This window comes from Vreelandella hamiltonii (genome assembly GCF_014651775.1).
Taxonomy (GTDB): Bacteria; Pseudomonadota; Gammaproteobacteria; order Pseudomonadales; family Halomonadaceae; genus Vreelandella; species Vreelandella hamiltonii.
Genome location: NZ_BMXN01000001.1, coordinates 49,125 through 75,176, shown reverse-complemented (window position 1 = coordinate 75,176; position 26,052 = coordinate 49,125). Strand labels below are relative to the sequence as shown.

20 protein-coding genes are annotated in these 26,052 nt (G+C 61.2%); 7 read left to right on the top strand and 13 right to left on the bottom strand.

From position 1 onward, the window contains the following. Nucleotide 1: 1 nt before the first annotated feature. Complete coding sequence (locus tag IE091_RS00330) at nt 2–1,837, bottom strand: putative nucleotidyltransferase substrate binding domain-containing protein (protein WP_039181548.1); 1,836 nt, start codon at nt 1,835–1,837, stop codon at nt 2–4. Nucleotides 1,838–2,456: 619 nt separating this feature from the next. Here IE091_RS00330 and IE091_RS00325 point away from each other — a divergent pair. From IE091_RS00325 to IE091_RS00310, 4 genes are all read left to right on the top strand, one after another. Then, nucleotides 2,457–2,717 (top strand): DUF4212 domain-containing protein, encoded by a 261-nt coding sequence (locus IE091_RS00325; protein ID WP_039181551.1) that lies wholly within the window; start codon nt 2,457–2,459, stop codon nt 2,715–2,717. 6 nt (nt 2,718–2,723) lie between these two features. Further along, entirely contained in the window at nt 2,724–4,520 is a 1,797-nt protein-coding gene (locus IE091_RS00320; protein WP_039181553.1) for a sodium:solute symporter family protein, read from the top strand. Nucleotides 4,521–4,617: 97 nt separating this feature from the next. Further along, nucleotides 4,618–5,145, top strand: coding sequence for a hypothetical protein (locus IE091_RS00315; RefSeq protein ID WP_096921454.1), 528 nt, complete (start codon nt 4,618–4,620; stop codon nt 5,143–5,145). Nucleotides 5,146–5,235: 90 nt separating this feature from the next. Continuing rightward, nucleotides 5,236–9,177, top strand: a complete 3,942-nt coding sequence (locus tag IE091_RS00310) for a hybrid sensor histidine kinase/response regulator (protein ID WP_189462522.1) — start codon at nt 5,236–5,238, stop codon at nt 9,175–9,177. A gap of 108 nt (nt 9,178–9,285) precedes the next feature. On the opposite strand, the gene IE091_RS00305 is transcribed toward IE091_RS00310, so the two are convergent. The 3 genes from IE091_RS00305 to IE091_RS00295 form a co-directional block, all read right to left on the bottom strand. Then, nucleotides 9,286–9,948, bottom strand: a complete 663-nt coding sequence (locus tag IE091_RS00305; protein WP_016916171.1) for a LuxR C-terminal-related transcriptional regulator — start codon at nt 9,946–9,948, stop codon at nt 9,286–9,288. A 270-nt stretch (nt 9,949–10,218) separates the two neighbouring features. Next, entirely contained in the window at nt 10,219–12,168 is a 1,950-nt protein-coding gene (acs, locus tag IE091_RS00300; protein WP_096921456.1) for an acetate--CoA ligase, read from the bottom strand. Between the two features lie 181 nt (nt 12,169–12,349). After that, nucleotides 12,350–12,886 carry a SprT family zinc-dependent metalloprotease gene (locus IE091_RS00295; RefSeq protein WP_189462521.1) on the bottom strand — a complete coding sequence of 179 codons (537 nt, stop codon included), beginning with the start codon at nt 12,884–12,886 and terminating at the stop codon, nt 12,350–12,352. A 58-nt stretch (nt 12,887–12,944) separates the two neighbouring features. On the opposite strand from IE091_RS00295, the gene IE091_RS00290 reads away from it, so the two are divergent. Beyond that, nucleotides 12,945–13,619, top strand: coding sequence for a YecA/YgfB family protein (locus tag IE091_RS00290; RefSeq protein WP_189462520.1), 675 nt, complete (start codon nt 12,945–12,947; stop codon nt 13,617–13,619). A gap of 4 nt (nt 13,620–13,623) precedes the next feature. On the opposite strand, the gene IE091_RS00285 is transcribed toward IE091_RS00290, so the two are convergent. The 7 genes from IE091_RS00285 to ampD all read right to left on the bottom strand — a co-directional run bounded on the left by IE091_RS00285 (nt 13,624) and on the right by ampD (nt 22,907). Next, a complete protein-coding gene (locus tag IE091_RS00285; protein WP_189462519.1) occupies nt 13,624–14,745 on the bottom strand; it encodes a phospholipase D-like domain-containing protein in 1,122 nt (373 codons plus the stop codon). A 37-nt stretch (nt 14,746–14,782) separates the two neighbouring features. Continuing rightward, nucleotides 14,783–15,493, bottom strand: a complete 711-nt coding sequence (locus IE091_RS00280) for a class I SAM-dependent methyltransferase (protein ID WP_189462518.1) — start codon at nt 15,491–15,493, stop codon at nt 14,783–14,785. Then, nucleotides 15,490–16,194: a tRNA (adenosine(37)-N6)-threonylcarbamoyltransferase complex dimerization subunit type 1 TsaB gene (gene tsaB / locus IE091_RS00275; protein WP_039181577.1), complete on the bottom strand. Its 705-nt coding sequence runs from the start codon at nt 16,192–16,194 to the stop codon at nt 15,490–15,492. The genes IE091_RS00280 and tsaB overlap by 4 nt, the downstream gene beginning before the upstream one ends. Before the next feature lie 115 nt (nt 16,195–16,309). After that, entirely contained in the window at nt 16,310–16,963 is a 654-nt protein-coding gene (gene adk / locus IE091_RS00270; RefSeq protein WP_039181580.1) for an adenylate kinase, read from the bottom strand. Between the two features lie 247 nt (nt 16,964–17,210). Further along, entirely contained in the window at nt 17,211–19,205 is a 1,995-nt protein-coding gene (aceF, locus tag IE091_RS00265; RefSeq protein WP_189462517.1) for a pyruvate dehydrogenase complex dihydrolipoyllysine-residue acetyltransferase, read from the bottom strand. 58 nt (nt 19,206–19,263) lie between these two features. Beyond that, on the bottom strand, nt 19,264–21,936 hold the full coding sequence (gene aceE / locus IE091_RS00260) for a pyruvate dehydrogenase (acetyl-transferring), homodimeric type (RefSeq protein ID WP_039181586.1): 2,673 nt from the start codon (nt 21,934–21,936) through the stop codon (nt 19,264–19,266). Nucleotides 21,937–22,310: 374 nt separating this feature from the next. After that, entirely contained in the window at nt 22,311–22,907 is a 597-nt protein-coding gene (gene ampD / locus IE091_RS00255; protein WP_144979525.1) for a 1,6-anhydro-N-acetylmuramyl-L-alanine amidase AmpD, read from the bottom strand. A gap of 83 nt (nt 22,908–22,990) precedes the next feature. Here ampD and nadC point away from each other — a divergent pair, with 83 nt between their 5' ends. Beyond that, nucleotides 22,991–23,845 (top strand): carboxylating nicotinate-nucleotide diphosphorylase, encoded by an 855-nt coding sequence (nadC, locus tag IE091_RS00250; RefSeq protein WP_189462516.1) that lies wholly within the window; start codon nt 22,991–22,993, stop codon nt 23,843–23,845. A 3-nt stretch (nt 23,846–23,848) separates the two neighbouring features. On the opposite strand, the gene IE091_RS00245 is transcribed toward nadC, so the two are convergent. Then, nucleotides 23,849–24,379 (bottom strand): GNAT family N-acetyltransferase, encoded by a 531-nt coding sequence (locus IE091_RS00245; protein ID WP_189462515.1) that lies wholly within the window; start codon nt 24,377–24,379, stop codon nt 23,849–23,851. A 173-nt stretch (nt 24,380–24,552) separates the two neighbouring features. Here IE091_RS00245 and tsaA point away from each other — a divergent pair, with 173 nt between their 5' ends. After that, nucleotides 24,553–25,293, top strand: coding sequence for a tRNA (N6-threonylcarbamoyladenosine(37)-N6)-methyltransferase TrmO (gene tsaA / locus IE091_RS00240; protein ID WP_189462514.1), 741 nt, complete (start codon nt 24,553–24,555; stop codon nt 25,291–25,293). A gap of 40 nt (nt 25,294–25,333) precedes the next feature. On the opposite strand, the gene purC is transcribed toward tsaA, so the two are convergent. Further along, nucleotides 25,334–26,050 carry a phosphoribosylaminoimidazolesuccinocarboxamide synthase gene (gene purC / locus IE091_RS00235; RefSeq protein WP_039181600.1) on the bottom strand — a complete coding sequence of 239 codons (717 nt, stop codon included), beginning with the start codon at nt 26,048–26,050 and terminating at the stop codon, nt 25,334–25,336. Between the last annotated feature and the right edge of the window lie 2 nt (nt 26,051–26,052).

Genomic DNA, 26,052 nt, shown 5'->3' with positions numbered 1-26,052 from the left:
CTCACGAATACTCCAGATGATAACGATGGGACAGCCGCTGCTTGAAGTCCTTGACGATATGCAGCGCCTCGCGCAGCAGGTCGCGCTCCAGCGACGATAGTTCCTGAACCACGACTCGGTTGGTGCGCTTGCCGGTATCGGCATCGCTGGTGCCCCCACTTTTCAGCTCCTGCAACTGCTGCTTAAGACGCAGCTCGGTAAACAGCGCCAGCGCCTCACCCAGGTCGTCGGCAAAGCGGCGGTCCAGGCGGCCGTCGGCGGCCAGGGCGTCGAGCCGGTCCAGCGTGGACGTCGCCTTGATGCGCCGCTCCAACGCCATGGTGCGCACCCCGTGAACAATCGGAAAAATGCCGCCTTTCTTGATATCGATGCCGTGCTGGGGCTTTTTCAGCGAGCCAAACAGCGTCAACGGCGTCGAGAAACGCAGCGCCGCGCGGGCGAAATAGGAGAGCAGCAGCTCATCATGGGAACAGCGCGCAAACAGCGCCTCACGTACGCGGTCCAGCAGCGCAGGGTTGCCCGCGACGCCGTGAGCATCCAGCAAAATGGCCAGCTTCATCAGGCTGTCGCCATCCCGGGCCGACACCCACCTGGCGATGTTCGACTCCCACGTCGACACCGTGCCCACCCATTCAGGGTTGCACACCATGATATTGCCGGGGCACGGCGGGTAGCCCAGCTGCACCAGCCTCTCTGACAGGGTGTTCATGCACTCGGCCACGTCCGGCCACTGGCAGTCGTCGGCCAGAATCAACCCGTTGTCCTGGTCGGTCTTGAGAATCTGCTCGCCACGGCCCTCGCTGCCCATGACCATCAGGCAGCTTTGCGGGTGATACTGCTCGGGCACGGTCAAGGCCCACGCCTTGCTCATGATGCGGCCATTCAACGCGGCCAGCAGGTCCATGGCAAAACGCAGCTTGACGCCCTGGGCCATGAGCGCCTTGACCAGCTCGGGCGTGCGCTGACTGGCCGATGCCAGGGCAGGCAAGCTATCGGCTTGCTCCACTTGCAAGCTGACCACATAGCTACGGCTGGAGAAGAACCCCAGTACGTCCGTCAACTCTACGACCCCTTGCACCCTGCCCTCCTCCATCACCACGACGCGTGATACCTGATGGCGGGTCATGGTGATCAAGGCTTCAAACAGATATTGCCCGGGGGCAACAGTGACGAGCGCAAGGTTGGCCAGCGCAGCCACCGGGGTGTCCAATGAAGCGCTATCGAGGACCAGACCGTTGAGCAAATCCGTTTTGGTGACCATGCCTGGGCCGCGTGCGGTGGCCACCAGCAGGCTGTCGGCATGACTTTCATTCAACTGTCGGACGGCCTGTTGAATGGAAGCCTGGGCATCCATCATCAGCGGTTGACGCATGCACTCGCTGACGCGGGCCAGCATGAACCCCGCCATGGTGACTCCCCCATCGGCACGCTTCTCGGTCAACAGGCGCGCCTTGTGAGACAGCGACTGCTTGAAAAACTGCTCGAACGCCGGGTAGTGTCGGCACAGCTGGCTGAACAGCGCCTTGGGCATGACATAACACAGACATTCGTCTTCAGCCTGAAAACGGTAGCGGCTCTTGCCATTCAAAATGCTGATCGCGCCGAACAGGTCGCCCGCCGTATAGTGACCGATACGCGCGCTGGCGGCAGGCAGCGTCGGATCCAGCTCGGCCACTTCGCCCTTGTGGATCAAGAACACCGAAACGCCCGGCTGGCCCATTTCCAGAATGATTTCGTCACGCTCGAAAAACGCCAGGTCCATGCCCCGACGCACGTGATCTCGGCCATCCTCGTCCAGCAGGGTAAATGGCAGTTGAGACAGCTCTACTTCTACCATGTAGCAACCTCGATCAAGCGCCTTGTATCGCGCCACGCAATGGCTTTTGTGATTATTGTTAACCTGTCACTCTCTTTGGCCTGCTTTGCAACCTGCTACTTTACGCTATAAAGCTAACGTCTTAACGACCTTGGTTTAGCGACTAAAGTCGCGCTTTTCCATTTCTTCTTTAAAGCTCTTTGGTCACTTTTACCAAGGTAGCAAACATTGGTTTAGCCAGAGCCATAGACCATTGTCCTATCGTCATGCCTCACCCTGCAAAAAAGATCGCTTATTCTCTAAAAAACAGTAAGATATAAAAACAAATCCAGACCAGACAAAGCCGCTCACGGGGCGTGATACCAAAGTCTGGGATTTATTTTTTGCATTTATTGCCCAGTATTATTAGCGAGTCATACAGGGTTAAAGCACACCACCCTAGCCATGTATCCAGAGCCGCTGACAACCACTCGAGAACACCTCAACGCTGACGGCTTAACAACAATAAGGTGACGTGCCTGGTAACGCCATTCAATGAGTCCACCACCGTCGGTATCTCTTGTCTGCGTTGCCCTGATGGATCACACGCTATCTTGAGTTCACTTTCCAACCCTAAAAATCACAACTGGAGAGCAACACAATGGCAGACGACAAGACCAATGCTGCTGAGTACTGGAAGGCCAACGTACGCCTGATCTTCGGGTGCATGATCGTCTGGGCCTTCGTCTCTTACGGATGCGCCATCCTGTTCCGCCCCCTGCTGGCCAGCATTTCCGTTGGCGGAACGGACCTGGGTTTCTGGTTCGCTCAGCAAGGCTCCATTCTCACCTTTATCGGCCTGATCTTCTTCTATGCCTGGAGAATGAATCAGCTCGACAAGAAATTTGGCCTGGGGGAGTAAGCAAGCATGAGCCAATTTGCCATTAACCTTTTGTTCGTAGGCGCGTCGTTCGCGCTCTATATCGGCATTGCGATATGGGCACGGGCCGGGTCTACCAAAGACTTCTACGTGGCGGGGGGCGGTGTTCACCCTATTACCAACGGCATGGCCACGGCTGCCGACTGGATGTCTGCCGCGTCGTTCATCTCCATGGCGGGCCTGATTGCCTCGGGCGGCTACGCCAACTCCACCTTCCTGATGGGCTGGACAGGCGGCTTCGTTATTCTGGCGATGCTGCTGGCACCTTACCTACGCAAGTTCGGCAAGTTTACCGTGCCGGACTTCATCGGTGAGCGCTTCTACAGCCGTACCGCCCGCGTGGTGGCGGTGGTGTGTCTGATCATCGCATCGGTGACCTACGTCATCGGCCAGATGACCGGTGCCGGGGTGGCGTTCTCTCGCTTCCTCGAAGTGCCCAGCACCTGGGGTATCTGGATCGCCGCTGCCATCGTGTTCATGTACGCCGTATTTGGTGGCATGAAAGGCATTACCTACACCCAGGTGGCCCAGTACATCGTACTGATCGTGGCCTACACCATTCCTGCGGTGTTCATCGCCATGCAGCTGACCGGCAATCCGATCCCGATGTTCGGCATGTTCAGCACCCACACCGAGTCGGGCGTTCCGTTGCTGCAAAAGCTGGATGACGTCGTCAATGCGCTGGGCTTCCGCGACTACACCGCAGATGTGGACAACAAGCTGAACATGGTGCTGTTCACCCTGTCGCTGATGATCGGTACGGCGGGCCTGCCCCACGTCATCATTCGCTTCTTCACGGTACCCAAGGTGGCTGACGCTCGCTGGTCTGCCGGCTGGGCGCTGGTGTTCATCGCTCTGCTTTACCTCACCGCTCCTGCGGTGGCCTCCATGGCGCGCCTGAACCTGATGACCACCGTCTATCCCGAAATGACCGGGCAGGTAGAAGACTACGAGATGGCAGCGTCTGAACCCCTGCTCTACGAAGATCGTCCGGCCTGGTTCAGAACCTGGGAAGATACCGGCCTCATCACCTTCAATGACCTGAACAACGATGGCCGTATCCAGTTCTACAACGACGCCGACACAACATTCGCAGCCACCGCCGAATCGCGCGGCTGGGAAGGCAACGAGCTGAACGTCAACAATGACATTCTGGTACTGGCCAACCCGGAGATTGCCAACCTGCCCGGCTGGGTGGTCGGCCTGATCGCCGCGGGGGGTATCGCTGCCGCCCTGTCCACAGCTGCGGGCTTGCTGCTGGCGATCTCCTCGGCCATCAGTCATGACTTGATCAAGAACACCATCAACCCCAACATTTCCGAGAAAAACGAGATGCTGGCGGCACGGATCTCGATGGGGGGGGCCATTCTGCTGGCCACCTATCTGGGTTTGAACCCTCCCGGGTTTGCGGCACAGACGGTCGCCCTGGCCTTCGGTATCGCGGCAGCCTCGCTATTCCCCGTGCTGATGATGGGTATCTTCTCCACCCGCATGAACAGCGCTGGCGCAATCTGCGGCATGCTGGCGGGCCTGGTGGCTACCCTGCTGTACATCTTCACCTACCTGGGCTGGTTCTTCATCCCCGGTACCAACATGCTGCCGAATACGCCTGACAACTGGTTCATCGGCATTTCCCCGCTCTCCTTCGGTGCCGTCGGCGCGCTGATCAACTTTGCGGTCGCCTTCGCAGTCTCCAGCGTCACGGCAGCACCGCCCAAGGAGATTCAGGAGCTTGTCGAGAGCGTGCGTTACCCGAAAGGGGCTGGTGCCGCTGTCGATCACTAAGCCATAATCGTTCCTGGCTAGCCAACGGGCTAGCCCTGGAACCCATCACGCATCGGGCTTCCCATGGGAAGCCCGAGCTGTTTTAGGAAGCATCGTTATGATCTGGCACTTGATTGCCGCTGTCTTCGCCGCCCTGGCGGCGGCGGGTATTGCCCTGATACTGCGCCACCTGTCAGGACGCCGTCTGCCCAAATGGATCGTGCCGGTCTTTGCCGGACTCGGCATGCTGAGCTACCAGATTCACGTGGAGTACTCCTGGTTCGATCACAAGCAGCAGCAGTTGCCCGCCTCGGCGGTGGTCGTGGACAGCAGTACCGGCACCGAAGTATGGCGCCCCTGGACCTTCGTGTTTCCCATGACCACGCGCTTCAGCGTGCTCGACCGCGATAGCCTGCAGAGCACCCAGCACGAGGGCGCCCTGCTTGCCGAGTTCATGCTCTACCACTTCGAGCGCCACCATACGGACCTGGTGATTCCCCAGGCCTACCTATTGAATTGCAGCAGCCGTGAGCTGGTGCCGGTGGATATCGACACCCGTTCGCCGGACATCACCGGCATCCGCACGTTGCGCACCTCCTCCACGCTGCTCGAACAAGCCTGTGCCGAGCCTGCTCATTCATCTTGAGCACTGGCGCTGCAGGGCAATTCCCCTAGAATGGAGCCTCACCGAACGCACCGCCGCATGGGGCGCAGATAACAAGACAGGGAGAGAAGCATGTTTCACGGCGGGCTGCTGGTAGCCGTATCACTACTCTATATTGCCGTGCTGTTCGGCATTGCCTGGTACGGCGACCGCCGAGCGCGCACCCATGGCGCCAGCCGCCGCCGCCCCATCATCTACAGCCTGGCGCTGGCGATCTACTGTACGTCCTGGACGTTTTACGGCGCCGTGGGCCAGGCCGCCACGGCAGGCTGGTCGTTTGCCAGCATTTTCGTCGGGCCAATTCTGACGTTTCTGCTGTTCTGGCCGGTACTGGCCAAGATGATTCGCGTTGCCAAGCACCAGAACGTCACCTCCATCGCCGACTTCATTGCGTCGCGTTACGGCAAGACGCAGTCGCTGGCCGCCTTTGCCAGCCTGGTGGCGCTGATCGGTACGCTGCCCTATATCGCCCTGCAGCTAAAAGCCGTCTCGACCAGTTTCAGCGTGCTGACCGATGCACAGGACATCACTCACACCCCGCTGTTTGCCGATACGGCGTTTTATGTGGCCATCGTCATGGCGATCTTTGCCATCCTGTTTGGCACACGCCATACCGATGCCACCGAGCACCATGAGGGGCTGATTCACGCGGTCGCCTTCGAGTCACTGGTCAAACTGCTGGCCTTCCTGGTGCTGGGTGCCTTTGTTACCTGGGGCATGTTCGGCGGGCTGGGAGAGTTGATGGGCCATGCGGAAAGCCAGCTGGAGCTGCAGCGCCAGTTGGCCAACCAGGATTTCGGCCAGAGCTTCTGGGCACAAACGCTACTGGCCATGCTGGCCATCCTCTGCCTGCCACGTCAGTTCCACGTGGCGGTAGTCGAAAACATTCACCCGGACGACGCCAGCAAGTCGCGCTGGCTATTCCCGCTCTACCTGCTGGCCATTGCCTTCTTCGTGGTACCGCTGGCCGCCGCAGGGCTGATGCTGTTCTCGGAAAGCGGCGTCGAGCCCGACACTTACGTGCTGGCGCTCTCCATGGCTTCAGGCCAGCAGTGGCTGACCCTGCTGACCTTCATTGGCGGTTTTTCCGCAGCCACCGGCATGGTCATCGTGGCCGCGGTGGCGGTGTCCATCATGATCTCCAATGAAATCGTCATTCCGGCCCTGTTCCGGCTGCGCTGGTTCGACACCAAGGCCCGAGACTACGGACGGCTGGTGCTGCGCGCCCGCCGCCTGACCATCATCGCCGTGCTGGCCATGGCCTACGGTTTCTATCAGCTGATTGGCGAGTTCACCTCGCTGGCCTCCATCGGCATGCTCTCGTTTGCCGCAGCCGGGCAATTTGCGCCTGCCTTGATCGGCGGGCTGTACTGGAAGCGCGGCAACCGGCTGGGCGTCGTCATCGGCATGAATGCCGGCTTTGCCATCTGGGCCTACAGCCTGCTGATGCCGGCCATGATCAACGCCGGCGTGCTGCCCCAGGCATGGCTGTTCGGCGGGCCACTGGGCATCTCCTGGCTCTCGCCCACGGCCCTGTTCGGCCTCAACCTGGGCGACCCGTTCACCCACGGGGTGATGCTCTCGCTGGGGATCAATCTGTTCTGCTATATCTTCGTCTCGCAGATCACCTCCCAGCGCGTGGTCGAGCGCATTCAGGCGTCGCTGTTCGTCGATAGCGTCGAGACCCGCCAGACCTCGGTGAACCGCCCCTGGACGGGCGCGACCACGGTAGGCGACTTGAAGGTACTGTGTGAGCGCTTCCTCGGTGCAGGCCAGGTGGACCGCGCCTTCGAAGACTACGCCCGTCGCGTGGGCAAACCGCTGGACGATGGCACCCGCGCCTCCATCGACGTCATCCAGTTCACCGAACGCTTCCTGGCGTCGGTGCTGGGCGCCTCGTCGGCCCGTATCGTGGTGAACTCGGCGCTGCAGGGGCGCGGCATCGGCATTTCCGATGTGATCTCCATCGTCGATGAAGCCTCCCAGGTGCTGGAGTTCAACCGCGCTTTGCTGCAGGCCACCATCGAAAACATCAATCAGGGCATCAGCGTGGTCGACCAGAATCTGCGGCTGGTGGTCTGGAACCAGCGCTATCTGGAGCTGTTCCGCTTTCCCGACCACCTGATTCGGGTTGGCGCCCCCATGGATCGCATCTTCCGTTACAACGCCCATAATGGCGAGTATGGCCCCGGCGACCCGGAGGAGCATGTCCAGCTGCTGATCGACAATATTCGGGCAGGCCAGCCCCACCGCTACGTGCGTTACCGCCAGGATGGCAGCGTGCTGGAAGTGCAGGGCAATCCCATGCCCGGGGGCGGCTTCGTCTACACCTATCAGGACATTACCCAGCAAAAGCGCATCGAAGAGGCGCTGATTCGCTCTGAAAACAATATCCGTATCTACACCGATAACGTACCGGCGCTGATTGCCTACTTCGATAAGGAGAGCCGCTACCTGTTCACCAACCGCGCCTACGAGCAGGCCTTCAGCATCGATCGTAACGCGGTCATCGGGCGTCGCTATGAAGACGTCCTGCCGGTCAAGCAGGCCGAAGAGCGGCTGCCCTGGGTACAGCGAACGCTGGCCGGTGAGCGTGTCAGCTTCGAAGTCTCCATGCGCGTCAATGACGCCATGCGTTACATGCTGGTGACCTATACGCCCCACTTTGGCGACAGCCAGTCGATTCTGGGCTTTTTTGCGCTGTATCAGGATATTACCGAACGCCGCCAGGCCGAGATTGCGCTCAAGGAGACCAATGAAACCCTGGAGGAGCGCGTCAGGGAGCGCACCCAGGCGCTTTCAGAGGCCAACGCCGCTCTGCGCCAGGAGAACCGGGTGCGCGCAGAAGCGGAGCAAGCGCTGCGCCAGGCCAAGCAGCTGGCCGAGGATGCCAACGCCTCGAAAACGCGCTTTTTGGCCGCCGCCAGCCACGATCTGCTGCAGCCACTGAACGCTGCGCGCCTGTTTACCTCGGCGCTGATGCAAAACGTCACCGCCAGCGATACCCAGCGCACCATTGGGCATATCGACAACTCGCTGCAGGCCGCCGAAGAGCTGCTGGGTACGCTGCTGGATATCTCCAAGCTGGATGCGGGCGCGCTGACCCCACGCCGCAGCCACTTCGCGCTGGCCGACATCTTCCGCCCGCTGCGGGCCGAGTTCGAAGTCATGGCCGACGACCGCGGTCTGGACCTGGACGTCGTCCCCACCCAGAAGTGGGTCGACTCTGACCCGCAAATGCTGCGCCGTATCGTGCAGAACTTCCTCTCCAACGCCATTCGCTACACTCAGGAAGGGCGCGTGCTGCTGGGCTGCCGCCGCCAGGGCGAACGGCTGCTGATCGAGGTATGGGATAGCGGCCCCGGCATTCCCGAGTCCAAGCTCACCGAGATTTTCCAGGAGTTTCGTCGTCTCGATCAGGTGTCGCGTCACAAGGAGAGCGAAAAAGGGCTGGGGCTGGGCCTGTCCATCGCCGACCGCATGAGTCGCGTGCTGGACCACCCCATCAAGGTACGCTCCTGGGAAGGCATCGGGACGGTCTTTTCGGTGAGCGTGCCCATCGTGGCGGCCAAGGAGATTGCGCCGATAGAGCAAGAGGCTGGCCATCGCCGCAGTGGCAACAAGCTGGCGGGCACCCGCATCGTCTGTATCGACAATGAAACCCTGATTCTGGAGGGCATGACCGCCATGCTGAGCGGCTGGGGCTGTGAGGTCTTCACCGCCACCAGCATCGGAGGGGCCAAGTCGATTCTGCGCAACATGGATGGCGACCCGGATGCCATTCTGGCGGATTACCATCTGGATAACGAAGTCACCGGCCTGATGGCTCTGGAAGCCCTCAGCGAGCGCTTCCAGGGCGCCGTACCGGGCATCGTGATCACCGCTGACCGCACCGAAACCGTGGCCGAGGAGATCAAGCGGGCGGGGTACCACATGCTCCTGAAACCCGTGAAACCCGCCGCCCTGCGTGCCCTGCTGACACGCACCCTGCAGGCCAGTCGGGCCAAACCCTGACCCTGACCCTGACCCTGGCTCTGGCCCTGACCCTGACAAAGCAACACCTAACAAAACGCCGCGCCTGGAGAACTCCAGGCGCGGCGTTTTGGTTGCCTACCGTCGCGATCAGGACTCGACTTTGGGCGGCTCCACTTCCAGCTTTTGCGCGGCGATGACCGCCTGGGTGCGCGAGTGAACGCCCAGCTTGCGCAGAATTGCCGTGACGTGCGCCTTGATCGTGGCTTCCGAGACATTCAGCTCATAGGCAATCTGCTTGTTGAGCAGACCTTCGGTGAGCATGTTCAATACCCGGAACTGCTGGGGAGTCAGCGACGCAATCGCTTCGGCAAAACGCGACTCCTCTTCGCTGGTCTCTTCCAGTACGTTGGCCAGCGCTTCAGGCAACCAGACTTCCCCCTGCAGAATTTCGCCCACGGCTTCGGCAATCAGCTGCAGTGAGGAGGATTTGGGGATGAACCCGGACGCCCCGTAGTCGATGGCACGCCGCACCACGTAAGGCTCATCGCTGCCGGACACCACGGCAACGGGAATATCGGGCATCTGCCCGCGCAGCTGAATCAACCCCGAAAAGCCGTGGGCTCCCGGCATGTGCAGATCCAGCAGGATCAAATCCGCATCTGGATGTCGGTTGACGACCTCCGTGGTGGCTTCCATGGTGTCGGCTTCGACGATCTCGGCCTGGGGGGCCAACTGGCGCAACGCCTGGGTAAGCGCTGCGCGAAACAGCGGATGGTCGTCAGCGACGATAAACTTATGGGCTACTGCCATGGATTTTCCTCCGGTTCCTCGAGCAGCGGGGTTGCCTGCCGCCGCGACGCTAGGCTCATACGGTTGAGGCATGGTACCCCATGGGCTTCATCATGCCCAAGCATCACATGCACAATTTGTCATTGGAACGTCATTCAAACAGAAACAGCGGTGCCGGCTCATGGCCGGCACCGCGACAGACTAACGCAGTTTGCCCTGATTTAATAAATCCAGGCGTGACGCTGGTCATTGAAAACAGCCCCCACAAGACGATTCATGGGGGTGCTTCCCCTACTGGTTGGCACGATGTTCGATCAGGTCATCGACCACCGACGGGTCTGCCAGCGTACTGGTATCGCCCAGCCCATCACACTCGTTGGCCGCGATCTTGCGCAGGATGCGGCGCATGATCTTGCCCGAACGGGTCTTGGGCAGCCCCGGCGCCCACTGGATGACATCCGGCGACGCAATGGGGCCGATATCCTTACGCACCCACTGGGTCAGCTCTTTCTTCAGTTCGTCGGTGGGGTCCATGCCATCGTTCAAGGTCACGTAGATATAGATGCCCTGCCCCTTGATGTCATGGGGGAAGCCCACCACGGCGGCCTCGGCCACGGCGGAATGAGCGACCAGCGACGACTCGATTTCGGCGGTGCCCATACGGTGGCCAGAGACGTTGAGCACGTCGTCCACACGGCCGGTGATCCAGTAGTAGCCGTCCTCGTCGCGGCGGCAGCCGTCACCGGTGAAGTACATGCCGTCGTAGGTGGAGAAGTAGGTTTGCACGAAGCGCTCGTGATCCCCCCAGATGGAGCGCGCCTGCCCCGGCCAGGAGTCGAGAATCACCAGGTTGCCCTCGCTGGCCCCTTCCAGGGTCTGGCCCTCGTTGTCCACCAGTGCGGGCTTGACCCCGAAGAACGGTGTAGTGGCCGAGCCCGGCTTGAGGTCGGTAGCCCCCGGTAGCGGCGCAATCATGATGCCGCCCGTCTCGGTCTGCCACCAGGTATCCACGATGGGGCACTTCTCGTTGCCGATGACCCGGTAGAACCACTCCCAGGCTTCCGGGTTGATCGGCTCACCCACCGAGCCCAGCAGGCGCAGCGAGTCGCGCTTGCTGGAATCCATCACGCGGTCACCATGGGCCATCAGTGCACGGACGGCGGTCGGTGCGGTATAGAGGATGTTGACCTGGTGCTTGTCGACGATGTCGCCCATCCGGCCATGGGTCGGATAGCTGGGCACGCCTTCGAACATCAGCGTCGTGGCGCCGTTGGCCAGCGGCCCGTACACGATATAGCTATGCCCGGTGACCCAGCCCACGTCGGCGGTACACCAGTAGATCTCGCCTTCCTGGTAGTCGAAAATATATTGATGGGTCATGGCGGCATAGGTCAGGTAGCCGCCAGTGGTATGCTTCAGCCCTTTCGGCGCGCCGGTAGAGCCTGAGGTATACAGAATGAACAGGGGATCTTCTGCGTTCATGGGTTCGGCCGGGCACTCGGTCGACTGCTGATCGACCAGCTCGTCGAACCACAGGTCACGGCCTGCCTGCCAGTCGATATCGCCCCCGGTGCGTTTGACGACCAGCACGTTCTTGCACACGTCGGTGCCATCACGGGTCAGCGCCGAGTCGACGTTCTCTTTCAGCGGCACATGCTTGCCACCGCGCACCGACTCATCGGCGGTGATCACCAGCTTGGAGTCCGCACCAATGACGCGCTGAGCCACGGCGTCCGGGGAGAAGCCACCAAAGACCACCGAGTGCACTGCGCCGATCCGCGCACAGGCCAGCATGGCCATGGCGGCTTCGGGAATCATCGGCATATACAGCGTGACCGTATCGCCTTTCTGAATGCCCAGCGATTTCAGGCCATTGGCCAGCTGGTTGGTACGCTCGTACAGCTCACGGTAGGTGATGTGTTTGGATTCGCTGGGATCATCGCCTTCCCAGATGATCGCCGTCTGGTCGCCACGCGTGGCCAGATGGCGGTCCAGGCAATTGGCGCTGACGTTCAGCTCGCCGTCTTCGAACCAGCGAATATCGACGTTGTCGCGGGCGAACGAGGTATTCTTGATCTTGCTGGGGGTCTTGATCCAGTCGAGACGCTTGGCTTGCTCGGCCCAGAAGCCTTCAGGGTCCTCCATGGACTGCTGATACATTGCCGCATACTTGTCTTTGTCGGCCCATGCCTTGGCTGCGATGCTATCGCGCACTGGATAGACGTTCTGATGCTCGCTCATGAAATTGCCTCTGTCCGTGAAAATGCACTCTCGTGGAAGTTGTGTCGGTCTTGTTATTGGTGGCACCGACCCGGCTAATCTTTACCTAGCATAAACCTCCCGATGACGGCTTCCCCTTAGACATTGGTATTAACATTTTTATTTTAAAAAACATATACTTAAAACATATTTCCGGGATTCATCAAGTACTGTAGACCAAGGTCTGATGACAATGTCGGCAGCGATATCGCTGCCCTTTTACCACTAAGGCATGACGTCTGGCCGTAAAAGCGTGGGTCTGGCAGGCGCACTGGTAGCGGTAGGGCCGCGACTGCGCTTGCCCGATATCGAAACGGTGGGTAACCCGGGGTTCCAGCCCAAACAGGTCACGCATGACGGTCTGCCACTCCCGGCCATGGGGTTTCAAACGGGTGCCGTTGGCCAAGTGAAAGACCAGCCAGTGGGCCATTTCATGGGGGATCACCTCGTCGAAGAAGGCCATGCGGTTGGCCGCCATCAGCACGGGATTGAAGCGCAGCCCTTGCCGGCCCCAGTGGACCTGCCCAGCCCCTGCGCCCTTCAGGTCGAACCAGACGCCGGGAGTAGGTAGCGTCGGATACACTTCCCGACAGCGGGCCAGCGCTTCCGCGACCCGTTCACGGGCGGCGGAAGCCAGCGCGGGTGGTGACAACGCTTCCAGCTCATCAGCAGGCCAGGAAGGCAGTGGTGTGGTGTTCATTAGTGATAAACTAACCGTCAAGATGTTGTTCGATTCAAGATACCCGATGAGGCTTTTCATGGCAGAGCGCAACAACGAGCCCCCCGCAACCGCTTCCGACAGCGTGCCACCCCAGCCGCTGCTGGAAGATGAGCAGCTGGACAGGCTGGACGACTTTCTCGATTCGGACCGCGTGGGCGAAGATGCCCTGGACCTGATCTCGGCCCATGGTTTCCTGGTAGCCCTGGCCGTGGCGCCCAGCGAACAGCCCCGCGACGCGTGGCTTGCCGAGCTCTTTCAGGGCGAGCCCAACTACCAGGACGACGCCGAACGCGACGAGGTCACGCACCTTCTCTGCCTGCTGCGTGATAACGCCATGGCGGTGCTGGAACAAGGCGGTCTGCCAGAGCTGCCCTTCGAGCTGACCCTGGATGGCCTGCCCGCCGAAGAGACGCCCATCGGCGACTGGTGCGCAGGCTTCATGGAAGGCGTGTTCAGCGACGAAAGCGCCTGGTTCCAGGAGGACGAAGAGGCTGCGGCCACCCTGCTGCTGCCCTTCATGCTGCTCTCGGGTCTGTTTGATGACGAACCCGACATGGCCGAGATGGCCAGCGACCAGGCCAATCAGGAAGCGCTGGTGGCCCAGCTCCCCGAACTGGTGCTCGACCTCTACCTGCACTACCGCGTGCCCCCGGAAACGCCCAAACCCAAGCCCCGCAAGAAAACCCCAGCCAAAGGCAAAAAGCGCAGGTAAACCGTTACTTGAGCCGCGTCACCAGGCCATCCAGCGCGCCATACACCCACTCCCGGGCGCGCTGCCACCAGGGCCGCGCGGCCCAGGCATGGGCATCTACCTCGTCACTGGCAGCAAAGTTGCGCTCGAACAGCTCGCGCACGTCGCTGGCGAAGGCAGCATCCTCCACCTCCTGGTTGGCTTCCAGGTTCCAGTGCAGGTTCCAGTGGTCAAAGTTGCAGGAGCCCAGGCTCACCCAGTCGTCGGCCAGCACGAACTTGGCATGAATGAAGGTTGGCTTGAATTCGAAGATGCGCACGCCTGCTTTCAGCAAGCTGTGGTAAAAGCGTTGGCCTGCGTAACGCACGCCGGGGTGGTCATGCTTGGCACCGGGTAGCAGCAGGCGAACGTCCACCCCGCGCCGGGCCGCGCGCACCAGCCGCCGACGCAGCGAAAAGGTCGGCACGAAATAGGGCGTACATAGCCACAGCCGTTGGCGAGACTGGTGGACCCGCGCGTAGAGTGAGTGCCGAATGGCCTGGTAGCGATAGCCACGACCCGAGATGACCCTGCCCCTGACGCCCTCTTCGTGCGGCTCGGCTACCCGCGCCTCCGGCAGTGCCAGACGTGGCCCTTGCGGGGACGCATAGCGGGTCAGCCGCGAACGCCACAAGCGACGAAACAGCGCCTCCCAGTCGGCCACCACGGGCCCTTCGACCCGGGCGGCGATTTCGTACCAGGCCTCCAGGAACTCATCCACCGCGCCAAACCCGCCCGTGAAGGCTACCTCGCCATCCACCACCACGATCTTGCGATGGTCACGGCTCAGGTTGCGTGCCAGCGAGTGGAAGCCAATCGGGTTGAACAGCTGCAAGGCCACACCTGCCGCCTGCAGCCGCTCACGATCTTCGCGGTCCAGCCCCATGGCGCCATAGCCATCCAGCAGTACATACACCTGCACGCCACGCTCGGCCGCAGCCACCAGCACATCGATCATCTGGTCAGCCAACTCCCCCGACTCCATCAGGTAAAGCTCTACGAAGACATAGTGCTGGGCCTGATGGACGGCGTCGAACATGGCTGGCAGAAAGCGCGATGCTTCCGGCAGAAGCGCCACACGGTTACCTTCTCGCCACGCGTACTGCATAGAGACTCCTTCTCTTGCGCCATGCCTGCAGGCCGCCTCAGCGGCTCAAGGAGCGGTGAACGTACAGGTCATAGCGGCTGGTTTTGCCGTCGATTGTATGCTGCGGCGCAGGGCCAGCAATAGGCGGCGCTTTACGGGGGCGCTTGACCACCACCCGGTGAGTGGCCACCGCCAGCGCCGCTTCCAGCAGGCGCGGGGCGTCATCGTCCTCCCCGGCCAGTTCACGAAACAGGCGCATTTCCTTCTTCACCAGAGCCGATTTCTCGCGATGGGGAAACATGGGGTCCAGGTGCACGACCTGCGGGGTGAACTCGGCGCTGGCCACCAGCGCCGCCAGCGCCTCACAGGCATCCCCATGACGCAGCTGCATGCGCGCGGTGATGGGCGCCGTCTCGGCGTCCCTGGCCGCACGGGCCAGGCCATCCTCCAGCAGCGCGGCAATGGCCTGCACGCGCTCGACCATCAGCACCTCGGCACCCAGGCTGGCCAACACGAACGCGTCACGCCCGAGCCCTGCCGTGGCGTCCACGATGCTCGGCGTCACGCCTTTGGAAAGCCCACACGCCTTGGCCACCAGCTGGCCGCGCCCACCGCCGAACTGACGCCGATGGGCCGCCTTGCCGGACACGAAATCGACGCTCAAGGGCTTGCCGTACTGGCGCTCGTCGCCGACCAGCGCCAACCGGCCATCGCGCTCTTCCAGCGTCAGCCCGGCGGGCAGCGCTATCGGTGGGCGCGCCGGGCTCATGCCGGCTTTTTCCAGGCCACGTCGTTACGCAGGTAGACGGGCTGCGCTTCATGGGCGGCGACACCCAACCCCGCGTCCAAGTCCCGCGCGGCCAGCCAGGCCATCTCTTCGGCGCGCGGCTCCAGGTCGTCGCTGAGGTGCTGGGTCATGCCCACATGCACTCCCACATCGAAAGCGTCCCAAAGCGCAAAGCCCGAGCCGACTCCGACCCAGTCGGTTTCATCGGATGGCAGTCTAAAAGCGCCTGGGGCCAGTACTCGCTCATCGCTTTGCGGGCTGACCACGTCATTCAGGCAGTGCCAGCTGGCCACGTAAATTTCACCCATTCGGGCATCCAGCGCGGTCACCACATGGCGAAAGTGATAACGGCGATGCACCTGCAAGGCCAGGGCCTCCAACGTCGAGATGCCCAGCAGCGGGCGCTCCAGGCCGAAGGCCAACCCCTGGGCCGCTCCGGCGGCAATGCGCAGGCCGGTAAAGGAGCCCGGCCCACGGCCAAACGCGACGGCGTCCAGCTGCCCGGGCGCAATGGCAGCGGTAGCCAGCAGCTCGTCGACCATCGGCATCAAGCGTTTGGTATGGGCGCGCGGCGTCATTTCGTAACGCGCCAGACACTCGGACTGATCATTCTCCTGACGCAGCAGCGCGGCAGAGCAGGCACTGGAGGAGGCATCCAATGCCAGAAGATATCGCGACGACATAACCGTGTTGCACTCCGAAATAAATAGGCCGCCAGTATACCGCCTGGCGGCCTTGACGACGATGGCCCGCAGGGAACCTGCGGGCCATCGTCATTCGAGCAGTCTGTTACCAGGCTCAGTTCAGCGCTTCTTTCACCTGGCGGGTGATATCGGCCACGCTGCCCACTCCTTCCACGCGGTGGTATTGGGGTGCCGCAGACGGGTCCTCTTTGGCCCACTGCTGGTAGTAGTCCACCAGCGGAGCCGTTTGGTCGTGGTACACCGACAGGCGGTTGCGCACGGTAGACTCCTGATCGTCTTCCCGCTGGATCAGGGCTTCTCCGGTGACATCGTCCTTGCCAGGCTCTTTGGGCGGATTGTGTTCGATGTGGTAGACACGGCCCGAGGCGGGGTGAACGCGACGTCCGGCCAGGCGGCTGACGATCTCTTCGTCCGGCACGGCGATTTCCAACACGTGATCGAGTTTCACGCCGCCTTCTTTCATGGCATCGGCCTGAGGAATGGTGCGGGGGAATCCGTCAAACAGGAAACCGTTGGCGCAGTCCGGCTGGCTGATGCGCTCCTTGACCAGGTCGATGATGATCTCGTCGGACACCAGCCCACCACTGTTCATGATCTCCTTGACCTTGAGACCCAGCTCAGTGCCGTCCTTGATGGCGGTGCGCAGCATATCCCCGGTGGAAATTTGGGGAATCTTGAACTGCTCACAAATAAACTGAGCTTGAGTCCCCTTCCCCGCGCCGGGGGCACCCAACAGGATTAAACGCATGGCACTGCTCCTTGAATGTTCGTACTTGATTGGTGGTGATCGAATAAATCAATGAATCGACAATAACCGTGCCGTTCAGGCGACACAACTCCCCAAAAGCCTGAAAGGCCGATTATTTTGCGTTTTTTCAAGCGAAAACAGCAAAGTGGCGATGGCTAGTACTTTGGTCACGCTGGTTTTCTGCTGACGCCACAGAAACACAAGCGGCGCCCATAGGGGCGCCGCTTGTGGCTTGCTCGTGGTCTGATTACAGCAACAGACGACGGATATCGGTGAGCACGTCTGCCAGGAAGGCAGTAAAGCGTGCCGCATCGGCACCGTTGATCGCCCGGTGGTCATAGGAGAGCGACAGCGGCATCATCAAGCGCGGCTGGAAGGCATTGCCATCCCACACCGGCTTCATTTGCGCTTTCGACACGCCCAGGATCGCCACTTCAGGCGCATTGACGATAGGCGTGAAGGCCGTGCCACCAATCGAGCCCAGGCTCGAAATGGTGAAGCAGCCACCGGTCATCTCGTCGCGCTTGAGCTTCTTGGTCTGTGCTTTCTTGCCCAGCTCTGCCATTTCCTTGGCGATCTCGATCAAGGACTTCTTGTCGGCATCGCGCAGTACGGGCACCATCAGGCCATCCGGCGTATCCACCGCGATACCGATATGCACGTACTTCTTCCAGACCAGCGTATCGCCGTCGCCTTTCAGGCTGACGTTGAACTGCGGGTACTTGCGCAGTGCAAAAGCACACGCCTTGACCAAAAACGGCAGCGGCGTGAGCTTCGCACCCTGAGCTTCGGCCTCGGCCTTCATCGCCTTGCGGAAGTCTTCCAGCTCGGTGATATCGGCTTCGTCGAACTGGGTGACGTGAGGCACGTTGAGCCAGCTGCGATGCAGATTGGTCGCACCCATCTTGAGCAGGCGACCCATCGGCTTCTCTTCCACTTCACCGAACTGGCTGAAGTCGACTTCCGGCACGGCAGGAATACCCGCGCCACCTGACGCTGCCGGTGCGGCGGTCTGGGCGCTGCCCTGGTTGGCCATCACCTGCTTGACGTAGGCCTGCACGTCTTCCTTGAGCACGCGCTCTTTCGGGCCGCTGGGCTTCACCAGCCCCAGGTCGACACCCAGTTCGCGGGCCAGCATGCGTACCGCCGGGCCAGCATGTACCAGCTTGCCGTCACGGGGCTTGTGCGCTGCCATTTGCGCTTCTGGGCTCGGCGTGCCGCCACTGGCCGCAGGCTTGGCGCTGGCCGGGCTGGCACTGCTTTGCGATGCCTTTTCAGGCGCCGCTTTCTTCGGCGCGGCCTTCTTGGCGCCCGCCACTTCCATGTAGCCAATCACGTCGCCTTCGGAGACGGTATCGCCCTCCTTGACGGTCAGCTCGACGAGTTTGCCCTTGTAAGGGCTGGGCACGTCCATGGAAGCCTTGTCGGACTCCAGCGTGATCAGCGGGTCTTCGACGTCGACTTCGTCGCCTACCGACACGCCAATCTCGATGATGGGCACGTCTGCAGAGCCGGAAAGATCCGGCACGCGGATCTCCTTGCGCTCTGGCTCACCGCTGCCACTCTCTTCTTCAGCCGCTTCTTCTTCGGCTGGTTCGCTGGCAGGGGCAGGCTGTTCGGCCTTGGCAGGCTCTTCGTCGGCAGCGTCATCGCCACCGGCGATTTCCATCTTGCCGATGACATCGCCTTCCGACACGGTATCGCCTTCCTTGACGGTCAAGGAGACGATTTTTCCGCTATGCGGGCTGGGCACGTCCATGGAAGCCTTGTCGGACTCCAGCGTGATCAGCGTGTCTTCGGCGTTGACGTCGTCGCCTTCGCCAACGGCCACTTCGATGATCTCGACGTTGTCGGAACCACCCAGGTCAGGCACCTTGATATCAACGGTCTGCTTGCCACCGCTGGCTTTTTTCGCTGCCGGTGCAGGGGCCTCTTCCTGCTTGGGCGCAGGCGCTTCCTCGGCGGCACTGTCAGCCTTGGCTTCCGGTTCGGCATCGCTGCCGCCATCCACTTCCAGCTCGACGATGTCGTCTCCCTCGGAGACCTTGTCGCCCTCTTTCACCAACACTTTGACCACCTTGCCGCCTTTCGGGGCCGGTACATCCATGCTGGCTTTGTCGGATTCCAGAGTGATCAGGGTGTCTTCCGCTTCAATGACGTCGCCTTCTGACACCGCAATCTCGATGATTTCGACATCGGTATCGCCACCGATATCGGGAACTTTGATGATTTCGCTACTCAAGGTCGCGCTCCTTCCAAATCGGATCGAGCCGGCGGGCAGTGGCCCGCCGGGCAGCGGTTTAGCTGGTCAGCGGGTTGGGCTTGTTGGCATCGATGCCGTACTTCTTCAGCGCTTCGCCAACGTGCTTGCGATCAATTTCACCGCGATCGGCCAGGGCGCGCAGCGCCGCAACGGTCACGAAGTAGCGATCCACTTCGAAGAAGTAACGCAGCTTCTCACGGGTATCGGAACGGCCAAAGCCATCGGTGCCCAATACGGTGTAGTCGTTGGGTACCCAGGCGCGTACCTGGTCCGCATACAGCTTCATGTAGTCGGTAGAGGCAATCACCGGGCCATCACGACCTTCCAGGCACTGGGTCACGTGAGGCTTGCTGGCCTCGGCGTCCGGGTTCAGGAAGGCTTCGCGCTCCAGCAGCAGCGCTTCGCGGCGCAGCTCGTTGAAGCTGGTGACGCTCCAGATATCGGCCCCGATGCCCCAGTCGTTGGTCAGCAGCTCGGCAGCGGCTTCGACTTCACGCAGGATGGTGCCCGACCCCAGCAGCTGAACGCGGCCTTTGTCACCCTGAGTCTCCTTGAGCAGATACATGCCCTTGACGATATCGTCGGCGGGGACGTTCTCGAGCTCGGGGTGCTCGTAGTTCTCGTTCATGACGGTGAGGTAGTAGAAGCAGTTCTCTTTGTCCGTGAACATGCGCTTCAGACCATCCTGCACGATGACCGAGACTTCGTGAGCATAAGTCGGGTCGTAGCTGCGGCAGTTGGGGATGGTAGACGCCTGGATCAGGCTGTGACCATCCTGGTGCTGCAGACCTTCGCCGTTCAGCGTGGTGCGCCCGGCGGTACCGCCGACCATGAAGCCGCGTGCCTGCAGGTCGCCTGCGGCCCAGGCCAGGTCACCGATACGCTGGAAGCCGAACATCGAGTAGTAGATGTAGAACGGCAGCAGCGTGACGTTGTTGTTGCTGTAGGAAGTGGCGGCCGCAATCCACGCGGACATGGCGCCAGCTTCGGAGATACCCTCTTCGAGAACCTGACCTTTCTGGTCCTCGCGGTAGTACATGATCTGACCTTTATCGACCGGCTCGTACTTCTGACCTTCCGAGGTGTAGATACCCAGCTGACGGAACATGCCTTCCATACCGAAGGTACGCGCTTCGTCGGGGATGATCGGTACGACCTGCTTGCCCAGCTGCTTGTCCTTCACCAGGCCGTTCAGGATACGCACGAAGGCCATGGTGGTAGAGATTTCGCGGCCTTTGGAACCGCCCATCTGGGAAGCAAACGTCTTGTCTTCCAGGCTGGGGATTTCCAGCGCTTCGAAATCGCTGCGGCGGCTCGGCAGGTAGCCGTTGAGACGCTCGCGCTGCAGGTGCATGTACTTGAGCTCGGGAGAGTCTTCTTCCGGCTTGTAGTACGGGACTTCCTTGAGCTGTTCGTCGGTCAGCGGAATGCCGAAGCGGTCGCGGAATTTCTTCAGCGCTTCGTATTCCATGCTCTTGACCTGGTGCGCTTCGTTGGCCGCTTCGCCATCGCCGCTACCCATACCGTAACCTTTGACGGTATGCGCCAGGATCACCGTGGGCTTGCCGTTGGTGGTGTTGACCGCCTCGTGATAGGCCGCATAGACCTTGAACGGGTCGTGACCGCCACGGTTGAGCTTCCAGATGTCTTCGTCGGTGAGGTCCTTGACCATCGCTTCGGTTTCCGGGTACTTGCCGAAGAAATGCTCGCGGGTGTAAGCGCCACCGTTGGCCTTGTAGTTCTGGTACTCGCCGTCGACCGCTTCGTCCATGCGCTTCTGAAGGATGCCTTTCTTGTCCTTCTCGAACAGCGGATCCCAGTGACGACCCCACACCACCTTGATGACGTTCCAGCCGGCACCGCGGAAGACGCCTTCGAACTCGTCCATGACGCGGGAGTTGCCGCGTACCGGGCCGTCCAGACGCTGCAGGTTGCAGTTGATGACGAAGATCAGGTTGTCCAGATTTTCGCGGCCAGCCAGCGAGATGGCACCCAGCGATTCCGGCTCGTCGCACTCGCCGTCGCCCATGAAGCACCAGATCTTGCGGTCTTTCATGTCTTTCAGTTCACGGTGATGCAGGTACTTCATCACGTGAGCCTGATAGATGGCCTGAATCGGGCCAAGACCCATGGATACCGTGGGGAACTGCCAGTAGTCAGGCATCAGCCAGGGGTGGGGGTAAGACGACAGGCCGTCACCATCCACTTCACGGCGGAACTTGTCCATCTGCTCTTCGGTCAGACGGCCTTCCAGGTAGGAACGCGCGTAGATACCCGGTGCCACGTGGCCCTGGATATAGATCAGGTCGCCTTCGAAATCACCCTTGGGGGCGCGGAAGAAGTGGTTGAAGCCCACATCGTACAGCGTGGCCGACGACATGAAACTTGCAATGTGACCACCCAGCCCAGGATTGGCACGGTTGTTACGAATGACCTGAGCAATGGCGTTGTAACGGATCAGGGAGCGAATGCGACGCTCCATGAACAGATCGCCAGGCATCGGGGCTTCGCGATGAACCGGTATCGTGTTGCGGTGGGGGGTTGTCACCGAGAAGGGCACCTTCATCCCGTCCCGGCGCAGGCGATCCGCCAAGCGGGTCATCAGGTAGCGGGCGCGATCTTCGCCCTCACGATCCAGTACCGATTCCAGGGATTCCAGCCACTCCGTGGTTTCGACCGGATCGAGATCTTCTCTTGTCTCCAGACTCATAGAGGTCTCTCCGAATGACGATAAATGACAATGAGCCCCGCCAACCCTTCGGGCCTGGGGCGGCTGCGGTGTTTGGCCACCACAGGCCTGTGAATAGCCGACGCGATGCATCGAGCAGGGGATTTTCACCCTACATTCAATGAGCTACGCTTTCATGAATGTAGTTAAGCTACAGGTATTTGGTAAAAATTAGCCTTTTGTATATGCGAAGATACCGCAAAGTCGTCACGCTGCCAATTCCGGCACGCCGCAAAAAGCCATCGAAAACAAACTATTGCACTGCAACATAAGCGCTTTATAGGACCTTGGTCGCTACGACTTAGGATACCTTCGTGTAACCAAACTACCGTTTCATTTGTTGCTAAAAGAACCACTTATTCGCCACGTTTAACCGTGTCATGGGTGGCCGCCATCAAGCGCTGGCGGAAATAGGCCCAGTCGAAGGCGGGCCCGGGGTCGGTCTTGCGCAAAGGTGCTACATGGGCATGGCTGGTGATCCGCTCAGCGGTCAACGCCGGGTAACGCGCCATCAGCCAGTGCGTGGCCTCGACCAGTGACGCATACTGCGCCTCGCTGAACGGTGTCTGGTCATCGCCCTCCAGCTCGATTCCCACGGAGAAGTCGTTCAAGCGTGTCCGCCATGCCTGCGCAGCCGGGTCCCACCAGCGCGATTGCCCGGCGTGCCAGGCGCGCTGGTCGACGTCGACGAACTGAACGCACTCGCCATCGCGGCGAATCAACAGGTGCGCCGACACCCGCAGGTGCGCAATCGTGGCGAAGAAAGGGTGTGCATCGGGCACCAGCCGATTGGTGAACAGCGCCTCGATGGCGTGACCCGAGAATTGCCCGGGGGGCAGGCTGATCGCGTGAAGCAACAGCAGCGACACTTCGTGCTCGGGCCGCGCATCCTGGTTGGGTGACACGACCTGCCGAGCCTTGGCCCACTGGCCGCGGGATGCGAGTTGGTTCATTCGGCTTACTTGCTCCTCTACGTTCGCGTTGTGTTTCACTATAATGCCTTTCACCCAAGATCACGCTTCGAGAACCCACTGCTATGCATTATCAAACCGCGCTTGATGAAGAGATTCGCACCTGCGTTCCCCGCTGGCTGGCGGAAGACCTGGGCACTGGGGACATCACCGCACAGCTGATCCCTGAGAACCAGTGGGCCACCGCCAAGGTGATCACCCGCGAACCGGCGGTACTCTGTGGCGTTGCCTGGGTCGAGGAAATTTTCCGCTGTCTGGACGAGCGCGTCACGCTGCGCTGGCAGGCCAGCGATGGCGACATGCTGGAGGCCCAGCAGTGTTTTCTGGAGCTCGAAGGCCCCGCCCGCAGCCTGCTGACCGGCGAGCGCGCCGCGCTGAACATTCTGCAGACGCTGTCTGCCACGGCCACCGCCACTCGCCGCTATGTAGACCTGATCGAAGGCACCGGCGTACGCCTGCTGGACACCCGCAAAACGCTGCCGGGGCTACGCTTGGCACAAAAGTATGCGGTCAGCTGCGGCGGTGGCCATAATCACCGCCTGGGCCTGTGGGATGCCTTCTTGATCAAGGAGAATCACATCGCGGCCTGTGGTGGCATTCAGGCCGCCGTGGCGCAGGCCCGCAAACTGGCCAGCGACGTACCGGTGGAAGTGGAAGTCGAAACCTTCGAAGAGCTGGACCAGGCGCTGGCAGCGGGCGCCGATATCGTCATGCTGGACAATTTCGACATCGAAGACCTGCACGTAGCGGTAGAGATCAATGGGGGACGCGCCACCCTGGAAGCCTCCGGCAACGTCGATGACACGACGCTGAAAGCCATTGCCGACACCGGGGTGGACTGCATTTCCAGCGGCGCGCTCACCAAGGATGTGGCCTCCGTCGACCTGTCGATGCGCATCACCCAGACCTTCAACGTTTGATCGCTAGGTTTCCACCGCGCTGAGCTGCTTCACCAGCCGGTAGCGCTGAAGCATTTCACCGCTGCGCTCGACCCACTGCTCGCCGAGGTTATCGTAGCCACGGCGCTGCAGTCGTTCGAGCAGCATCCGGCTGGCTTCGATCTCTACCTGCGAAACGCCATGCTCCAGCAGAATGCGCTCGGCATGGATCAACAGCGTGGTGCCGATGCCACGCCCCGCCAGTGATGGCCAGACGTAGAGCGTTTCAATGCGCCCGCCGCTCACGTCCAGCTCGAGAAAGCCAACGCAGCGGCCATCGCAGGCGGCCACCAGCGTTGTGTAGAGCGCCTGACGCGCCGCCCAGGCAGTGGCTTCACGGGGCAGTGCTTGCGCCCAGACACGCCGCTCGGCCAGCCCATAATGATTGGCCGCGCCTTGCATGACGGCGTGATAGAACACCTCGGCCTGGTCGGCGGCGTCCTTTGCCAGCGCCGCGCGATACGTGACGCGGGCCGTTGGCGTGGCCGCCGGTGAAGAAGGGTCGATGTTTGACATGCGTTGCCTCAATGGGATGACGCTGGCCGTCAAGCGCAGCGCTGTGTCGGTTCCGTTGGCTAGTCTATACTCATCGCCCTGGCGGGCAACCCATGCCAGCCGAGCTTGAATTCATCGAACGTGCGGCGCCATGTCACCACGCAACAGTGCGCTCACACACAAAAGGGAGTGCCATGCACGATCCTCGGGGCCTCGGGCCGTTTTCGATCACGCCCATTGGCCATATCATCAGCGACTACCCGGACAAGTTCGGCGTGCCTCGCCAGCCTGGCCTGGCCCCGGCCGCCAATGCTCGCCTGGTACTGGCCCACCCTTTCGACGACCCACTGACCGTGCGCGGACTGGAAGACTTCAGCCACCTGTGGGTATCGTTCATCTTTCACCAAAGTCCCGAGCGCTGGTCGCCCCTGGTACGCCCGCCCAGGCTGGGGGGGAACCGCAAAGTGGGCGTCTTCGCCAGCCGCAGCACCCATCGCCCCAATCGGCTGGGGTTGTCGCTGGTCGCACTCTCCGGCATCGAGATCGGGCCCGGCGTGACGCTTCACTTGGCGGGCTGCGACCTGGTCAGCGGCACCCCCGTGGTGGACATCAAGCCCTATCTGCCCTGGGCAGAGGCCGTCCCCAGCGCTCAGGCGGGGTTTGCCCCCCAACCGCCGGAAACGGTGGCCGTGGTGTTCTCGCCAGAGGCTCACGACGCACTGTCCGAGCGGCAAGATGGCGCGTCGCTACGGGCGCTGATCGAGCAGGTGCTTGGCCAAGACCCACGCCCCGCCTATCAGCGGGGCGGACAGGCCGAACGTCTTTACGGGGTGCGCCTGCGCAATGTCGATGTGCGCTTTCGGGCGCTGACCACCCCTGAAAACGACGCCACCACCCTGGAGGTGGTGGCGATAGAGCCCGAAGACCGCAAGTGACCATGGCGCCAGCGAGCGGCCCCATGGCAAGCCTGACGGATCAGGCGGGGAAGGTGATACCCAGGCGACGGCCGACTTCTTCATAGGCCTCGATGACCCCGCCCAACCCCTGACGGAAGCGGTCCTTATCGAGCTTCTCACGGGTATTGGCATCCCACAGGCGGCAGCCATCCGGAGAGAACTCGTCGCCCAGCACGACTTCGCCCTTGAAGAGACCGAACTCCAGCTTGTAGTCCACCAGCAGCATGTCGCCCTCGGCGAACAGCTGCTTGAGGATGTGGTTCACCTTGAAGGTGAGCGCCTTCATCTTGCTCAGCTGTTCCGGCGTGGCCCAGCCAAAGGTTTCAGCCAGCGACTCGTTGATCATCGGGTCGCCCTTCTCGTCGTTCTTCAGGAACAGTTCGAAGGTAGGCGGATTGAGCGCAATGCCCTCTTCCACGCCCAGACGCTTCACCAGTCCACCCGCAGCGATATTACGCACGACACACTCGACGGGGATCATGTCCATCTTCTTGACCAGACTTTCGGTATCGGAAATCTGCTTTTCGAAGTGGGTGGGAATGCCGCCCTCTTCCAGACGCTGCATGATGTAGGCATTGAAGATGTTGTTCACCATGCCTTTACGGGCGAGCGCCTCTTTCTTCTTGCCATCGAAGGCACTGGTATCGTCACGAAAGTGCAGTACCAGCAAGTCAGGGTCGTCAGTGGTATATACGGATTTTGCCTTACCGGCGTAGAGTTCCTGGCGCTTTTCCATGG

Bases quoted from the DNA above. Each gene is read 5' to 3' on its own strand.
- IE091_RS00330 (WP_039181548.1), bottom strand. From the start codon at position 1,837: ATGGTAGAAGTAGAGCTGTCTCAACTGCCATTTACCCTGCTGGACGAG.
- IE091_RS00325 (WP_039181551.1), top strand. From the start codon at position 2,457: ATGGCAGACGACAAGACCAATGCTGCTGAGTACTGGAAGGCCAACGTA.
- IE091_RS00320 (WP_039181553.1), top strand. From the start codon at position 2,724: ATGAGCCAATTTGCCATTAACCTTTTGTTCGTAGGCGCGTCGTTCGCG.
- IE091_RS00315 (WP_096921454.1), top strand. From the start codon at position 4,618: ATGATCTGGCACTTGATTGCCGCTGTCTTCGCCGCCCTGGCGGCGGCG.
- IE091_RS00310 (WP_189462522.1), top strand. From the start codon at position 5,236: ATGTTTCACGGCGGGCTGCTGGTAGCCGTATCACTACTCTATATTGCC.
- IE091_RS00305 (WP_016916171.1), bottom strand. From the start codon at position 9,948: ATGGCAGTAGCCCATAAGTTTATCGTCGCTGACGACCATCCGCTGTTT.
- acs (WP_096921456.1), bottom strand. From the start codon at position 12,168: ATGAGCGAGCATCAGAACGTCTATCCAGTGCGCGATAGCATCGCAGCC.
- IE091_RS00295 (WP_189462521.1), bottom strand. From the start codon at position 12,886: ATGAACACCACACCACTGCCTTCCTGGCCTGCTGATGAGCTGGAAGCG.
- IE091_RS00290 (WP_189462520.1), top strand. From the start codon at position 12,945: ATGGCAGAGCGCAACAACGAGCCCCCCGCAACCGCTTCCGACAGCGTG.
- IE091_RS00285 (WP_189462519.1), bottom strand. From the start codon at position 14,745: ATGCAGTACGCGTGGCGAGAAGGTAACCGTGTGGCGCTTCTGCCGGAA.
- IE091_RS00280 (WP_189462518.1), bottom strand. From the start codon at position 15,493: ATGAGCCCGGCGCGCCCACCGATAGCGCTGCCCGCCGGGCTGACGCTG.
- tsaB (WP_039181577.1), bottom strand. From the start codon at position 16,194: ATGTCGTCGCGATATCTTCTGGCATTGGATGCCTCCTCCAGTGCCTGC.
- adk (WP_039181580.1), bottom strand. From the start codon at position 16,963: ATGCGTTTAATCCTGTTGGGTGCCCCCGGCGCGGGGAAGGGGACTCAA.
- aceE (WP_039181586.1), bottom strand. From the start codon at position 21,936: ATGAGTCTGGAGACAAGAGAAGATCTCGATCCGGTCGAAACCACGGAG.
- ampD (WP_144979525.1), bottom strand. From the start codon at position 22,907: ATGAACCAACTCGCATCCCGCGGCCAGTGGGCCAAGGCTCGGCAGGTC.
- nadC (WP_189462516.1), top strand. From the start codon at position 22,991: ATGCATTATCAAACCGCGCTTGATGAAGAGATTCGCACCTGCGTTCCC.
- IE091_RS00245 (WP_189462515.1), bottom strand. From the start codon at position 24,379: ATGTCAAACATCGACCCTTCTTCACCGGCGGCCACGCCAACGGCCCGC.
- tsaA (WP_189462514.1), top strand. From the start codon at position 24,553: ATGCACGATCCTCGGGGCCTCGGGCCGTTTTCGATCACGCCCATTGGC.
- purC (WP_039181600.1), bottom strand. From the start codon at position 26,050: ATGGAAAAGCGCCAGGAACTCTACGCCGGTAAGGCAAAATCCGTATAT.